This is a genomic window from Pseudomonas sp. HY7a-MNA-CIBAN-0227, assembly GCF_040310325.1.
GTDB lineage: Bacteria > Pseudomonadota > Gammaproteobacteria > Pseudomonadales > Pseudomonadaceae > Aquipseudomonas.
On record NZ_JBEOPT010000011.1, the window covers coordinates 124,036 to 137,565 of the forward strand.

At 58.9% G+C, this 13,530-nt stretch carries 11 protein-coding genes and 2 pseudogenes; 10 read left to right on the top strand and 3 right to left on the bottom strand.

Features of this window, described 5'->3' with window-relative positions:
* Positions 1-11 precede the first annotated feature (11 nt).
* Positions 12-707, bottom strand: a complete 696-nt coding sequence (locus tag AAEZ06_RS18935) for a pirin family protein (protein ID WP_149414212.1) — start codon at positions 705-707, stop codon at positions 12-14.
* A gap of 230 nt (positions 708-937) precedes the next feature.
* Between AAEZ06_RS18935 and AAEZ06_RS18940 the strand changes: the two genes are divergently transcribed.
* Positions 938-3,397 (top strand): UvrD-helicase domain-containing protein, encoded by a 2,460-nt coding sequence (locus tag AAEZ06_RS18940; protein WP_350615606.1) that lies wholly within the window; start codon positions 938-940, stop codon positions 3,395-3,397.
* Between the two features lie 45 nt (positions 3,398-3,442).
* On the opposite strand, the gene AAEZ06_RS18945 is transcribed toward AAEZ06_RS18940, so the two are convergent.
* Positions 3,443-3,715 carry a DUF1652 domain-containing protein gene (locus tag AAEZ06_RS18945; RefSeq protein ID WP_149414210.1) on the bottom strand — a complete coding sequence of 91 codons (273 nt, stop codon included), beginning with the start codon at positions 3,713-3,715 and terminating at the stop codon, positions 3,443-3,445.
* A gap of 256 nt (positions 3,716-3,971) precedes the next feature.
* Here AAEZ06_RS18945 and AAEZ06_RS18950 point away from each other — a divergent pair, with 256 nt between their 5' ends.
* From AAEZ06_RS18950 to AAEZ06_RS18960, 3 genes and pseudogenes are all read left to right on the top strand, one after another.
* The gene (locus AAEZ06_RS18950) at positions 3,972-4,592 is read left to right on the top strand and encodes an AraC family transcriptional regulator (protein WP_350615608.1); all 621 of its coding nucleotides are present in this window, start codon (positions 3,972-3,974) and stop codon (positions 4,590-4,592) included.
* Positions 4,593-4,640: 48 nt separating this feature from the next.
* Positions 4,641-5,750, top strand: a complete 1,110-nt coding sequence (locus tag AAEZ06_RS18955; protein ID WP_350615610.1) for an NAD(P)/FAD-dependent oxidoreductase — start codon at positions 4,641-4,643, stop codon at positions 5,748-5,750.
* 127 nt (positions 5,751-5,877) lie between these two features.
* Positions 5,878-6,793: pseudogene (locus AAEZ06_RS18960) on the top strand (polyamine ABC transporter substrate-binding protein); the annotation flags it as partial.
* 46 nt (positions 6,794-6,839) lie between these two features.
* On the opposite strand, the gene AAEZ06_RS18965 reads toward AAEZ06_RS18960, so the two are convergent.
* Positions 6,840-7,634 carry a helix-turn-helix transcriptional regulator gene (locus AAEZ06_RS18965; RefSeq protein WP_350615612.1) on the bottom strand — a complete coding sequence of 265 codons (795 nt, stop codon included), beginning with the start codon at positions 7,632-7,634 and terminating at the stop codon, positions 6,840-6,842.
* A 213-nt stretch (positions 7,635-7,847) separates the two neighbouring features.
* Here AAEZ06_RS18965 and AAEZ06_RS18970 point away from each other — a divergent pair, with 213 nt between their 5' ends.
* The 6 genes and pseudogenes from AAEZ06_RS18970 (at position 7,848) to AAEZ06_RS18995 (ending at position 13,507) form a co-directional block, all read left to right on the top strand.
* On the top strand, positions 7,848-7,973 hold the full coding sequence (locus AAEZ06_RS18970) for a hypothetical protein (protein ID WP_256666336.1): 126 nt from the start codon (positions 7,848-7,850) through the stop codon (positions 7,971-7,973).
* Positions 7,959-8,153, top strand: a pseudogene (locus AAEZ06_RS18975) (APC family permease); the annotation flags it as partial. The gene AAEZ06_RS18970 and the pseudogene AAEZ06_RS18975, both read left to right, overlap by 15 nt.
* Positions 8,154-8,162: 9 nt before the next feature.
* Positions 8,163-9,263: a DmpA family aminopeptidase gene (locus AAEZ06_RS18980; RefSeq protein ID WP_149414206.1), complete on the top strand. Its 1,101-nt coding sequence runs from the start codon at positions 8,163-8,165 to the stop codon at positions 9,261-9,263.
* 423 nt (positions 9,264-9,686) lie between these two features.
* Positions 9,687-11,120, top strand: coding sequence for a serralysin family metalloprotease (locus AAEZ06_RS18985; RefSeq protein WP_350615615.1), 1,434 nt, complete (start codon positions 9,687-9,689; stop codon positions 11,118-11,120).
* A gap of 86 nt (positions 11,121-11,206) precedes the next feature.
* The gene (locus AAEZ06_RS18990; RefSeq protein WP_350615682.1) at positions 11,207-11,575 is read left to right on the top strand and encodes an AprI/Inh family metalloprotease inhibitor; all 369 of its coding nucleotides are present in this window, start codon (positions 11,207-11,209) and stop codon (positions 11,573-11,575) included.
* 195 nt (positions 11,576-11,770) lie between these two features.
* Entirely contained in the window at positions 11,771-13,507 is a 1,737-nt protein-coding gene (locus AAEZ06_RS18995; RefSeq protein ID WP_350615617.1) for a type I secretion system permease/ATPase, read from the top strand.
* Positions 13,508-13,530: the final 23 nt, after the last annotated feature.

Below are 13,530 nucleotides of genomic sequence, written 5' to 3' on the forward strand. Positions count from 1 at the left end.
CTAGGGGGCGATCAGGCCAGATCCACCAACACAATCTCGCTGTCCTCCAGCGCCGTAACCCGCAGCACCTGCTCGTCCTCAACCGCGACACCGTCCCGAGCGTGTGCACGCAAGCCATTGACTTCAATTATCCCGGTAGCCGGCACCAAATACGCCCGGCGCCCGCTGTCCAGCCGGTACTCGGCACTTTCCCCGGCTTTCAGGTTGGCCGCCACCAGACGAGCGTCGGCACGAATACGCAGGCTTTCACTGTCGCCGGCCTTGCCGCTGGCCAAGGTCACAAATCCTTCGCGATTTCCCTTTGGAAACGGCTTGGCACCCCAGGAAGGCGGGGAGCCAGCCTCATTGGGGATGATCCATATCTGGAATATCTTGGTGGGCGTGGCTTCCTGGTTGTATTCGCTGTGGGCGATGCCGGTGCCTGCACTCATTACCTGCACGTCGCCGGCTTCGGTGCGGCCGCGGTTACCCAGGTTGTCTTCGTGGCTGATGGCGCCTTCACGCACATAGGTGATGATTTCCATGTCCCGGTGAGGGTGTTTCGGGAAGCCGGTGCCAGGGGCAATGATGTCGTCGTTCCACACCCGCAGATTGCCCCAGTGCATACGCTCGGGGTCATGGTACTCGGCGAACGAAAAGTGGTGATGGGCATCGAGCCAACCGTGGTTGGCGCCGCCCAGGGAGCTGAAAGGTCGAAGTTCAAGCATGATCGTCTCCTGTTGATACCGGCAATCATCCACCTACTCACAATCGATAAAAAGCGTAAAAAGTGCCTGAATTCGATCGATTATTTCGATGTTTGTACCGGGTTATGACTTATGGCTGAAGCTTCACTTCATCGCCTAACTGCATGAGCACAAAGCAATTGACTAGAACTGATAGCGGATTCCGGCGACCATAGGCTTCCCGTCCGTATCAAGCCGTCGCAGGAGTCCGCGTGCCGCAACACACCCCCGATCTTCCTCCCGAACTGCGGCCCCTGGCCGAAATGCCCCTGTTGAAACGCCTTGCCGCACGCTTGTTCGGTCACGGCCTGACACGCCTGCGCGCCCAGCACCGCTTCTCCTGGTTGCACGGTCAGGCAGACGGCTTTCGCAGCGGTCACACGGCGGGCGTGGAGTACGGCTATCAGGAAGGCAAGCTCGACGGCATCGAGGAAGGCCGGCAGGTCTTGCTGATACGTGACTTTCGCCCCGACGAGCATCGTGCTCCAGGCGTCGACGACAGCCTGTTCGACGATTGGCGGCTGCCTCTGACGGCGGAACTGAAAAAACGCATCAAGGCTGACGTTGCACGATTACTGCCGCCTCACGCCCAGCCGAGCCTCGCCCAGTGGAAGATGATTTTCAGCGATACGCCGTCCACGTCGGTGATTGCCGGAGCGGGCGCGGGTAAATCAACCTCGCTGGTGTTGCGTATCTTGCTGTTGACCCATTACCTGGGCTTTGAGCTCAGTTCAATGACGGTGGTGACCTTCACCCGTGAGTCACGCAAGGACTTCATCAGCAAACTCATGGACGTTCTCAGCCTTTGGGGCCAAGCCATTGGAATCAAAGAGGCCCAAGCGGTGGTGCGCACCTTTCACTCGCGCATCCTGCCGATGGTTCGCAGTCTGCCGGGCTTTGAGCGACTGCAAGCGTTTGAAAATCTCAATGCGCGCATAGAGGCGGGTTTTGATGAGGTAGACAGCAACCCCTTTGAACTGCGCATCAACGACACCCAGCGTCAACAGCTGAACGCCTGCTATCACGGGCTTTACGGGAGACACGAGCGCTTTCGCGAGCTGATCGCACCACTGGCTCGCCATGCCCTGCAACTCAAGGAACTGGAGCGAGACCACCCCGACGTGCAAAAGCGCGTGGCGGTGACGGAACTGGCGGCCAAGCGCGACGAAGAACTGTGCGATGTGATTGAAGACCTGTGGTTCCGGGCTGGCGCCTGGCCGATCAAGGGTATTGAACCGAATCGCCAAGTGGTTGAAATCAACGGCGCGCAGTTCCATTGCCATGGCTACGTTGCCGAGTTGGACGCCTGGGTGGTGCTGGGCTTCGATCCTCGGGAGAATGCCCAGGTCAGCCGTCCAGGCGCCAAGTTGTCGGTACGAGCGGAGTGGGCGGTGAAGCGCACTCTGTTTCAAGCTTTCTGTCGTAAGCCATTGATATGGCTTGAAAGTTATGAATCATCAAAGCGTCTTTTAAGCAGCCTTGCCGGGGATGCTACTGCCGGCCCGGGCTTCGATTACAAGGTCAAGGGCGAACTGGCATCGGCACCGCTGCTGGACAGTTTTGTCACCGCCGCCGGGTTTATCGAGAACCTGGGCCTGGATGTGCCCACCGCCGTAGGCCAGATGAGTTTTGCCAAGGACGACCCGGATCGCTTCTTCTTCGAAGCCCTGAGTGTTTTCTGGAAAGCCCTGGAAGACCACCTGCTGGACCAGTCGCCGCCGGTCATGACCTATAACCGGATGTTCTCGCTGTTTGGCGAAAACACCCCGGAAAACCTCAAGTTGCTCAGCGACGGGCTGCTGCGGCCGATGTCGCACCTGATGATCGACGAGTTCCAGGACGTCTCGCCGCAGATCGTCTCGTGGGTCCGTGCCAGCCTGCGAGAAATTCGCAGTCGCGGCCCTGCGATGCATGTCGGCCGCGGTGCCCAGCACTCCTCGTTGCTGTGTGTGGGGGACGACTGGCAGTCGATCTATGGCTGGCGCGGCAGTTCGCCCAAGTATTTCATGGAGTTCAGCAAGGAATTTCCGTCGCCCAGTACGACGCGGGTGATGCTGGGGGAAAACTACCGCAGCCATCAGCACATCATCGATGCCGCCGAGTACATCGTTAAAGCTGCGCCAGCCATCAGTGGCAAGAAGGCCAAGGCCAGCGGCACGCCCAAGCCACTGGTGCCAGTAACGGTGCGTGAGCGGGATGATGCCAGCCTGGCAAGGCAGCTATCGGCGCACTATCAGAAGGGCGATTCTGTATTAATGCTGTATCGAAAAAGTAGCGATAAGTTATTGATTAAAGAGCACATTCAGTCTGTAGTTAATCTTGATTCTAGCTTGCCGCCAGCGGCGCGGCGGCTTAAGCAACTGACCTATCACAGCGCCAAGGGATTGCAGGCAGATGCGGTTTTCCTGTTGGGGGATTGCCAGCATTTGACCCGTTCGCCTTACAAGAACCAGGTCTATCGCATGGCGGGTTTGGGCAAGGATGGCGATATGGAGGCCTATGACACCGCGCAAAAGGATGAGGTGCTGCGCCTTGCCTATGTCGGGATTACCCGGGCGGTGAGCCATTGCTATTGGTACGTCGAGGGGCAGGACGGCCAAGGGGCGAATGTGCCCAAGGCATCGGATCGGGTTGCTGGAGACAAGCCGTTTTTTGATGATCAGCGCGGATAAAAAGCATAGGAGCGAGCTTGCTCGCTCCTGAAAAATCGGTGGAGTTCAGGCCCGCAGAGACGCCGACGGCACAAACGACTCCAACTCGTCCTCGATCGCTTCGATGATGCGCTCGACATCCGCCGCATTCATTACCGTGGCGCAGGGCAGGCCGGCGATGGCGATCAGGGTTTCGCCGCTTTCCCGGTTGAACAGACGGGCGATCATGCTTGCCGGGGCGTCCATACTCCCTTCAAAGCCCAGTGGGTGAAAATGCCAGCGCATCAGCTGGCAGGCGTTGGGGAACGTCACTTTATTCATGTTGCCCACCTTGTTCATTGAGCGCTTCCTTTAGCTCGCGACAGGGGCGCCAGGTCCTTCTATGGTCCTGACCATTGAGAGTTAAAAATAGCACTCACTCGCAACACCGAGGCAGTTTTTTGTGCCCGTTCGGCAGTTGTTTTCCATTATTTTGACGTAGGTCATGTTTCACAAAAATTTAGGCAAAAGGCCATTAGTCGGAACCACCCGTTTGCCATTGAAGGCGCCTGTAACGTTGGGCAAGCTCCAGGCTTTACCTGCATTAGAGCGTTGTATGCCCGACACCGTCCCGGACGATACCCACCAACAGACGCAAGCCACCGGCGAGATCGTCCTGCGTCATCACCTGTGCTGGAAACGGCGGGACCTGGATGGCGTGATGGCGCACTATCACCCGGATATCCAATACAACGACTTCTTCCAGAACCGCGTGGTTGGGTTTGCTGAGCTGCGTGAGTACTTGCGCGCGAGCATGCCCCGCGACCAGGCCATGCGCCCGACAGTCAGCCGGCTGGGTTTATCGCCCCAACAGTTGAGCTACCTGGCCAACGATTTGCAGCAGTACTTCCAGCACCAGCAACCTTATCTCGACCCCGAGCTGGACCTGCAGCGGGTGGCCAAGGAGTGCGGCTACAGCCGCAACCAGATTTCCTATCTGTTGAACCAGGTGCTGGGCCAGAGCTTTTACCGCTACGTCAACCAGGCGCGTTTGCAGCATTTGCTGGCAACCCTGGATAAAGCCACACCGCCGATTCGTATCGACGAGTTGGCCTTTGCCGCCGGCTTCAATTCCCTGTCGGCTTTCTACAGCTGTTTCCGCCAACACACCGGCTTGTCGCCCAAGGCCTACGTCAAGCAAATTTCTTTGCGTGCACGCGCGCAAGACGCTCCCTGATATCAGGCACTAGGATCACGCCATCGACGTTTGGTGGTGGAGTTCGGCATGCCGGCATGGCGCAATATCAGTTTATGGATGGACCAGTTGGCAGAACCGCTGGTGGCACGCCCGTCCCTGGAACAGGATCTGGACGTCGACGTGGCCATCATCGGCGCTGGTTATACCGGACTGTGGACCGCCTATTACCTCAAGCTCCATGCGCAAGGCCTCACCGACGACGACTATCGCTGGCTGAGCCCTGAGCAACTGGCCGAGCAGATTCGCATCGCCAAGCCCTACGGCGGCATCTATGCACCCCATGTCGCGACCATTCAACCGGCCAAACTGGTGCGGGGGTTGGCGCGGGTCGTCGAGCACATGGGAGTCCAGATCTACGAAAACAGCCCGGTGACCCATTGGCAGTCCGGTAGCTTACGTACCGACAAGGCTCAGGTTCGCGGCTCCTGGATAGTGCCGGCGGTTGAGGGTTATGCCACCACGCTGGCGCCATTGGGCCGCTATCAACTGCCCGTGCAAAGCCTGATCGTCGCGACCGAACCGCTACCGGCCAGCACCTGGGATGAAATTGGCCTGAACCGTGGCCAGGCCTTTGGCGAAAGCAGCCGCCAGGTGACCTACGGCCAGCGCACCGCCGACAACCGCCTGGTATTCGGCGCCCGCGGCGGTTATCAGTTTGCCGGCAAGTTGCGGCACAACTTCGACCTTACCGACAATGAAGTGGAACTGCGCCGCTACTTGTTCGGCGAACTCTTTCCCCAACTCAAGAAGGTGCGCATCAGCCACGCCTGGGGCGGCAACCTGGGCATGTCGCGGCGTTTCAAGCCGCACATGCTCTGCGATCAGCAGACCGGCATCGCCTTGTCCGGCGGTTACGGCGGTGAAGGGGTAGGGGCCAGCAATCTCGGCGGCCGCACCCTGGCGGACCTGATCCTGGGCCACGACACGCCGCTGGTCCATCAGCCCTGGGTTCTCAAACAAGGCGGCCTCAATGCTCTCAAGGCCTGGGTGCCCGAACCCTGCCGCTGGCTGGGCTATAACGCGATCATTCGCAGCTTTGTCCACGAAGACCAGACCTTGGCCAACCCCAATACCGCGCCCTGGCGGCGCAAGCTGGCCAGCAGCGTCGCCGGGTTCATGGAAGGGTTTATGCACTAAGCCGTTTTAATCACCACAGGTATGACTATGAGCAAAACCTACGTGCTGATTCTGTAACCCTTTGATCTTTGATCGCCTGCCATAAAAACATCCCTATAACTGCCAGGAAATCGAACCATGAGACCCAGAGACCCTCGATGGCAAGTTGATGACCGGTAACTCCGGCTACGACGTGGTGTTCCCGTCCAACCACTTCATGGCCCGTCAGATTCAGGGCAAGGCGTTGAAGAAGCTCGACAAGAGCCAGTTGCCCAACTGGAAGAACCTCAACCCGGTGCTGCTCAAGGCCCTGCAAACCAACGATCCGGGCAACGAGTACGGCTTCCCGTACCTGTGGGGCAGCACCGGCATTGGCTACAGCATCGACAAGGTCAAGGCGATCCTGGGGGGCGACGCACCAGTGAATTCCTGGGATCTGATTTTCAAGCCTGAGTACATGGAAAAACTCAGCAAGTGCGGGGTGGCAATCCTGGACAACGGTCCGGAACTGCTGCCCATTGCCCTCAACTACCTGGGCTTGCCCCATCACAGCAAGAACCCCGAGGACTATAAGAAAGCCGAAGCGCTGCTGATGAAAGTGCGGCCCTACATCGCCTACTTCCACTCCTCGAAATACACCAGGCGACCTGGCCAACGGTGACATCTGCGTGGCGGTCGGCTTCTCCGGCGACGTCCTGCAGGCCGAAAGCCGTGCCAAGGAAGCCAAGAACGGCGTGAACATTGGCTACAACATTCCCAAGGAAGGCGCCGCCATCTGGTTCGACATGGTCGCCATGCCTGCCGACGCCCCGGACGAGAAGGCCGGCTACGCGTTCATGAACTACCTGCTGCGCTCGCAAGTGATGGCCGACATCACCAACTTCGTGCATTACGCCAACGGCAACGCGGCGTCCGACAGCCTGGTGGACCCGGCGATCAAGAGTGACACCAAGGTGTATCCGAGCGAGGAGATGACGGGCAAATTGTTTGCGCTGCAAGCGATGCCGCTGAACATCGACCGGATACGCACGCGCACCTGGAACAAGATTCGTACCGGGAGTTGATTGGCAGTTGATCGTTCCCACGCAGTGGGAACGATCAGGGCGCCGCCTACGGATTCTCCAGGTCATGCCCCAACGACTGGATAAACAACGAAAACAACTCCGGCTGCGATGAGATATCGAGCTTGGCATACAAGTGCCGGCGATGAACCTTGACCGTGTCCGGTGAGATGCTCAGGCGTTCGGCCATGGCCTTGGAGGAGAACCCGCGCAATACCAGGCGGGCGATTTCCAGTTCGCGCTCCGAGAGCACGCCGCTGCCAAAATGGCTCAACGCATCGCGAATCTGGCTGGCCATGGCTGTGGAGGCTGGCGCCCGCTGGGTGCTTTGTTGCCAATGCTGCTGCATCAACGGCAAAACCCAGGCTGCCAGAGTGGTCATCAGGCCCGTTTCTTCGCCAGTAAACAGCCGCTGCATCCCCAATGACAGGGACAATGTTCCCGTACCCGGCAGCTGCAGAATGAACTGCACCTCATCCTCCAGCACGTTGTCGTGGAAGTAATTGAGGAAGTATTCGCTCTGGCGAAAATGATCGGGCGCTACTTCCTCAAGACGGTACACACCGCTGGCATAGCCCTCACGGCAGGCCTGGAAAAACGGGTCGAGCAAGTACAGGCCATTGAGGTAAACCAGCATCGACGCCGGTTTGCTGCTGGGCTGTGCGTCGTATTCCTCCAGCGCCTCGGGCGGGCCCTCCAGCGGGTAGAAGATCGCCAGGGCGTTATCGAACGGCACGCACTGGTGCAGCAACAACACCAACTGTTTCCAGAAATTGTCGCTGCCGATCCGTGAAAGGGTGCGGCCCAGGCCGGCGTGCATGCCGACTTCCCTGAATAGGCTCATGTGCGCTGCTCTATATAGAAATACCGCGCAAGGGTTCGGCTTTTTGCCAGGCCCCGTCAAGGGGGAGTACTCCAATAGGGGAATTGGCCGTCTGCTGCACAGCCTTTACATTCCCAGGCAGTCAGTGGGAAATATATCCCGCGTCGGCATCCCGTTTTCGTTTCTGCCTCAAACCAGCTCTCCAATAACAAGAATAAACACGAGGATAACGATATGAGTGCTTCCCCTGCGCCCGATGGCGTACTGAAACCAACCTTGAGTGTGTTCGATGTCGTGGCCATTACCGTCTGCGCAGTAACCCCGGCCAGTTCGGTGTTCGTCATCCGCGAGCATCCTTAGCGCATGCCGCTGTGGCCGGTGCCGGCGATCCTGGTGCTATTGGGTGCCGGTTATCTATTGTTCAACCTGATCCTTGAGGCATCGGGTCGGGACATCATGGTCATCATCGGCCTGCTGGCGGTGTCGGTGATTTTGTATTGTGTCAGTGGCCGGTCGAGTCCGGCTTTTCAGAAACTGTAAGGAGTGGTTATGCGCGCACGTCAATTGGGCATCAAGCTGGGGTTGGGCACGCCCGGCGAGTTGAATGCCATTACCGACGTTCCCGGTGTCCGGGTTGGCCACAGCACTGTCAAGACCCAGGTCAACGGCAAACAGGTCCGCACTGGCGTCACGGTGATCCAGCCCCGAGCCGGGGCGGCCCGGCAACAGCCATGCTTTGCCGGCTACCACGTGCTCAACGGCAATGGTGACGCCACCGGGCTGGAGTGGATTGGCGAGTCAGGATTGCTGACCACGCCGTTGGCGATCACCAATACCCATAGCATTGGCATTGTGCGGGACACGCTGATTGCCCTGGAGCGAGAGACACTTGCGGACCCTGCGGTGTACTGGTGTATGCCGGTGGTGATGGAAACCTACGACGGCCTGCTCAACGATATCTGGGGCCAGTACATCGGCCCGCAGCACGTGCGCGAGGCCCTGGCCGACGCCGAGCCGGGCCCGGTGCAAGAGGGCGCGGTAGGTGGCGGCACCGGGATGATTTGTCATGAGTTCAAGGGCGGGATCGGCACGGCATCGCGCAAGTTGTCGACGGAGCAGGGCGGCTGGACTGTTGGCGCGCTGGTGCAGGCCAACCATGGCAAACGCCAGGAGTTACGCGTCGACGGCTACCCGGTTGGCCGGTATTTGCTGGAGATCCCGTCGCCGTTTGCCGACCGTGGAACACCGGGAATGGGGTCGATCGTGGTCATCCTGGCCACCGATGCGCCGTTGCTGCCGCACCAGTGCCAGCGCCTGGCACAGCGAGCGTCTATCGGCATCGCCCGCACCGGGGGTGGCACCGAGGATTCCAGTGGCGATCTGTTCCTGGCCTTTGCTACCGGCAACCAGGATTTACCGTCGGCGGATTATGGGCGCAAGGATTTGCCGTTGAGTACGCCGTTGGCCATGGTCAATAACGATCATATTTCGCCCTTGTTCAGCGCGGCGGCAGAGGCAGTAGAAGAGGCGATCATCAATGCGCTGCTGGCCGGGGAAGACATGACCACCGAGGATGGCGTGCGGGTGCCGGGGCTGGATGCGCAAACGCTGCTTGAGGCGTTGCGCACTACCGGCTGGCATGCTCGGTAAAAAGGGTTCTGTGCCGTCCCTGTCATTGGGGACGCACTGTCAATATTATTAAAGGTAGTGGCTCTTTAATGTTGCCAATGACACGGTGACACTTTGCTAGTGCACCCCAGGCAATATAGTTGATCCATTCAAAATAGTCAGAAGTGTGAGCTGCTCAACAAATAACGATTTAGTAGTATTTAATATTTAAATATCGGGCTTGGCCTCTCAAGGCCAATCAAAATAAATATTAAGACATATTGCCCATTGTTTGCAGGCGTTATTCGCCCATTGCACTTTTATCACAAAAAAAGTGCTGGACGACTGATTTCCAATTGTGTCAGTTTTCTTTCGCCTTCATAAGAGGCGAGTGATAGGACAATCTCGCCAGAGAGGGTCCTGTCGGACAAAAACTGTTCCAGTTGCAAACAAGGAAGTACGTTTATGTCGAAAGTTAAAGACAAGGCTATTGTATCGGCGGCCCAAGCAAGTACTGCTTATACGCAAATCGATAGCTTCAGCCATTTGTATGACCGCGGCGGCAATCTCACGGTCAATGGCAAACCGTCCTACACCGTCGACCAGGCAGCCACCCAGCTGCTTCGAGATGGCGCTGCGTACCGGGATTTTGACGGTAACAGCAAGATTGACCTGACCTACACCTTCCTCACCTCGGCCTCTTCGAGCACCATGAACAAGCATGGTATCTCCGGGTTCAGCCAGTTCAGCACCCTGCAAAAAGGCCAGGCAGTATTGGCCATGCAGTCCTGGGCGGACGTGGCCAACGTCAATTTCACCGAGAAGGCCAGCGGCGGCGACGGGCATATGACCTTCGGCAATTACAGCGGCGGCCAGGACGGCGCGGCAGCCTTTGCCTATCTGCCAGGTACCGGCACCGGTTATGACGGTACGTCGTGGTACCTGATCAACAACAGCTACACGCCAAACAAGACTCCGGGCCTGAGCAACTATGGCCGCCAGACGCTGACCCACGAGATCGGCCACACCCTGGGCCTGGCCCACCCTGGCGACTACAACGCCGGGAGTGGCAACCCAACCTACAACGATGCCACCTACGGCCAGGACACTCGCGGCTACAGCCTCATGAGTTACTGGAGCGAGAGCAACACCAATCAGAACTTCAGCAAAGGCGGTGTGGAAGCCTACGCGTCCGGCCCGCTGATCGACGACATCGCTGCGATCCAGAAGCTCTACGGCGCCAACTTCAATACCCGCGCCAGCGACACCACCTACGGCTTCAACTCCAACACTGGGCGTGATTTCCTTAGTGCTTCCTCGAATGCCGACAAGCTGGTGTTCTCGGTGTGGGACGGTGGCGGCAACGACACGCTGGACTTCTCCGGCTTCACCCAGAACCAGAAAATCAACCTCAATGAGACCTCGTTCTCCGACGTTGGCGGCCTGGTGGGTAACGTGTCCATTGCCAAGGGCGTGACCGTGGAAAACGCCCTGGGCGGTTCAGGCAATGACCTGCTGATTGGCAACGCAGCGGCCAACACCCTCAAGGGTGGGGCCGGCAACGACCTGATCTACGGCGGAGCAGGTGCCGACAAACTGTGGGGCGGCGCAGGTTCGGACACCTTTGTGTTCGGTGCCAGCTCTGATTCCAGGCCGGGCGCAGCCGATCAGATCCTCGACTTCACCTCGGGGTCGGACAAGATCGACTTGACCGGCATCACCAACGGCGCGGGCCTGCACTTTGTTAACGCGTTCACTGGTGCAGCCGGCGACGCGGTGCTCAGCTATACCTCGGGTACCAACCTGGGCACGCTGGCCGTGGACTTTTCTGGGCACGGTGTGGCGGATTTCCTCGTCACCACCGTAGGCCAGGCAGCGTTCAGCGACGTCGTGGCCTGATTCAGGCGTAAGGATGCATGTGTAAAGGGGAGCGGCGCTCAGGCGCTGCTCTTTCCTTGCAACAGCCCCGCAAACGGGTAATGGTGATGAACATATATCGCAATGCAGTCGCCTGGTTCATACAGGCGATGCTCGTGTCGGCAGGAGCCAACGCAATGGCAAGCAGTCTTGTTTTACCCACCACCGCGCAGTTGGCCGGCCACTGGGAGTTACACCAGCAGGAGCAGGTTTGCGCGCTGGACTTGATTGAAAGCGCCAGCGCCCTGGGCGGTGACGTAGCCTGCGCCGAACAATGGCTGGGGAATAACCTGCGGAGTTGGTCGCCGACACCCGATGGCATTTGGCTGATGAATGCCGAGGGCACAGGCATTACCCATTTGAATCGCCAGAAAGAGGGCGAATATCAAGGCCGTTCCAAGTCAGGAACCGTACTCGTATTGAAACGGGCACCTTAATAGCGCAAGTTATCGGTTATATCCTTATAGCTATCAGTCCATAACCTGGGTTGATAAAGCGTTGTGATTTAACGCCAGTACATTCGCTCGCCTGTCACTTTTAACGATGTTCATGTTTTTGAAATTTTGCCCGTCCGTTAGTTGGGCGCCCGGCAAACTATTGTGCGTATTTCAGCTCAGGGAAGATCAAGCAATATGGCGAAGACCACTCCCGTTGCACCACTGTTCAAAGCGCTTGGCGATTATAAAAGCATCCTGATCAGCGTCGGCTGCTTCACTGCACTGATCAATGTGCTGATGTTGGTGCCGTCCATCTACATGCTGCAAGTCTACGACCGTGTCCTGTCGTCGCAGAACGAAACCACCCTGGTGATGTTGACGCTGATGGTGGTGGGTTTCTTCGCCTTTATCGGTGTGCTGGAAGTGGTGCGCAGCTTTATCGTGATCCGCATCGGCAGCCAGTTGGAGCGGCGCTTCAACTTGCAGGTGTACAAGGCCGCCTTCGAGCGCAACCTGCAGCGGGGCGAGGGTCATGCCGGGCAATCCCTGGGGGATTTGACCCACATTCGCCAGTTCATTACGGGGCCGGCGCTGTTCGCCTTTTTTGATGCTCCGTGGTTTCCGATCTACCTGCTGGTGATCTTCCTGTTCAACGTCTGGCTCGGCGTGCTGGCCAGTGCCGGCGCGGTGTTACTGATCGCCCTGGCGTGCCTTAACGAATACCTGACCAAAAAACCACTGAGTGAGGCCAGCGGCTACTCCCAGCAGTCCACCCAACTGGCCACCAGTCACCTGCACAACGCCGAAACCATCCAGGCCATGGGCATGCTCAGCGCGCTGCGCAAGCGTTGGTTCCAGGTGCATTCGCGGTTTCTTGGCTTGCAGAACAAGGCCAGCGACACCGGTTCGGTGATCAGTTCCCTGAGCAAGTCCTTGCGCCTGTGCCTGCAATCGTTGGTGCTGGGTTTGGGCGCGCTGCTGGTGATCAAGGGCGATATGACGCCGGGGATGATGATTGCCGGCACCATCCTGATGGGCCGGGTGCTGAGCCCCATCGACCAGTTGATTGCGGTGTGGAAGCAGTGGAGCTCGGCCAAGCTGGCCTATCAGCGCCTGGACGGCCTGCTGCGAGAGTTCCCCCCGCAGGCTGAACACATGGCGCTGCCGGCGCCCAAGGGCCAGGTGAGTTTCGAACAGGTCAGCGCTGGGCCGCCGGGGCGGCGGGTGGCGACCTTGCAGCAAGTCAACTTCAGCCTGGCGGCCGGCGAAGTGCTCGGCGTGCTGGGCGCCTCCGGCTCCGGCAAATCCACTCTGGCGCGAGTGCTGGTCGGGGTGTGGCCAACCCTGGCCGGTACCGTGCGCCTGGACGGTGCCGATATCCATCGCTGGGACCGCGACGACCTCGGCCCGCACATCGGTTATCTGCCCCAGGACATCGAGCTGTTCAGCGGCAGCATCGCCGACAACATCGCGCGCTTTCGTGAAGCCGACCCCGATCTGGTGGTGCGGGCCGCTCAACAAGCCGGCGTACACGAACTGATCCTGCGTTTACCCCAAGGCTACGACACCGTATTGGGCGACGACGGTAGCGGCCTGTCCGGTGGCCAGAAACAACGGGTGGCCCTGGCTCGCGCGCTGTACGGCGGGCCGCGATTGATCGTTCTCGACGAGCCCAACTCCAACCTCGACACCGTCGGTGAAGCGGCGCTGGCCAGCGCCATCATGCAGATGAAAGCCCAGGGCAGCAGCGTGATCCTGGTGACCCATCGCTCCTCAGCCCTGGCCCAGGCCGACAAGCTGCTGGTGCTTAACGAAGGTCGCTTGCAAGCGTTCGGCCCCAGCCAGGAAGTGCTCAGGGCATTGTCAGGCCAGCCACCCCGTGAAAAGGCCGAAGTCACCTGTAGGAGCGAGCTTGCTCGCGATAGTCGTTAACGATGACGCGAGGAGTCTGGTTC

Bases quoted from the DNA above. Each gene is read 5' to 3' on its own strand.
- AAEZ06_RS18935 (WP_149414212.1), bottom strand. From the start codon at position 707: ATGCTTGAACTTCGACCTTTCAGCTCCCTGGGCGGCGCCAACCACGGT.
- AAEZ06_RS18945 (WP_149414210.1), bottom strand. From the start codon at position 3,715: ATGAACAAGGTGGGCAACATGAATAAAGTGACGTTCCCCAACGCCTGC.
- AAEZ06_RS18950 (WP_350615608.1), top strand. From the start codon at position 3,972: ATGCCCGACACCGTCCCGGACGATACCCACCAACAGACGCAAGCCACC.
- AAEZ06_RS18955 (WP_350615610.1), top strand. From the start codon at position 4,641: ATGCCGGCATGGCGCAATATCAGTTTATGGATGGACCAGTTGGCAGAA.
- AAEZ06_RS18965 (WP_350615612.1), bottom strand. From the start codon at position 7,634: ATGAGCCTATTCAGGGAAGTCGGCATGCACGCCGGCCTGGGCCGCACC.
- AAEZ06_RS18970 (WP_256666336.1), top strand. From the start codon at position 7,848: ATGAGTGCTTCCCCTGCGCCCGATGGCGTACTGAAACCAACCTTGAGT.
- AAEZ06_RS18980 (WP_149414206.1), top strand. From the start codon at position 8,163: ATGCGCGCACGTCAATTGGGCATCAAGCTGGGGTTGGGCACGCCCGGC.
- AAEZ06_RS18985 (WP_350615615.1), top strand. From the start codon at position 9,687: ATGTCGAAAGTTAAAGACAAGGCTATTGTATCGGCGGCCCAAGCAAGT.
- AAEZ06_RS18990 (WP_350615682.1), top strand. From the start codon at position 11,207: ATGAACATATATCGCAATGCAGTCGCCTGGTTCATACAGGCGATGCTC.
- AAEZ06_RS18995 (WP_350615617.1), top strand. From the start codon at position 11,771: ATGGCGAAGACCACTCCCGTTGCACCACTGTTCAAAGCGCTTGGCGAT.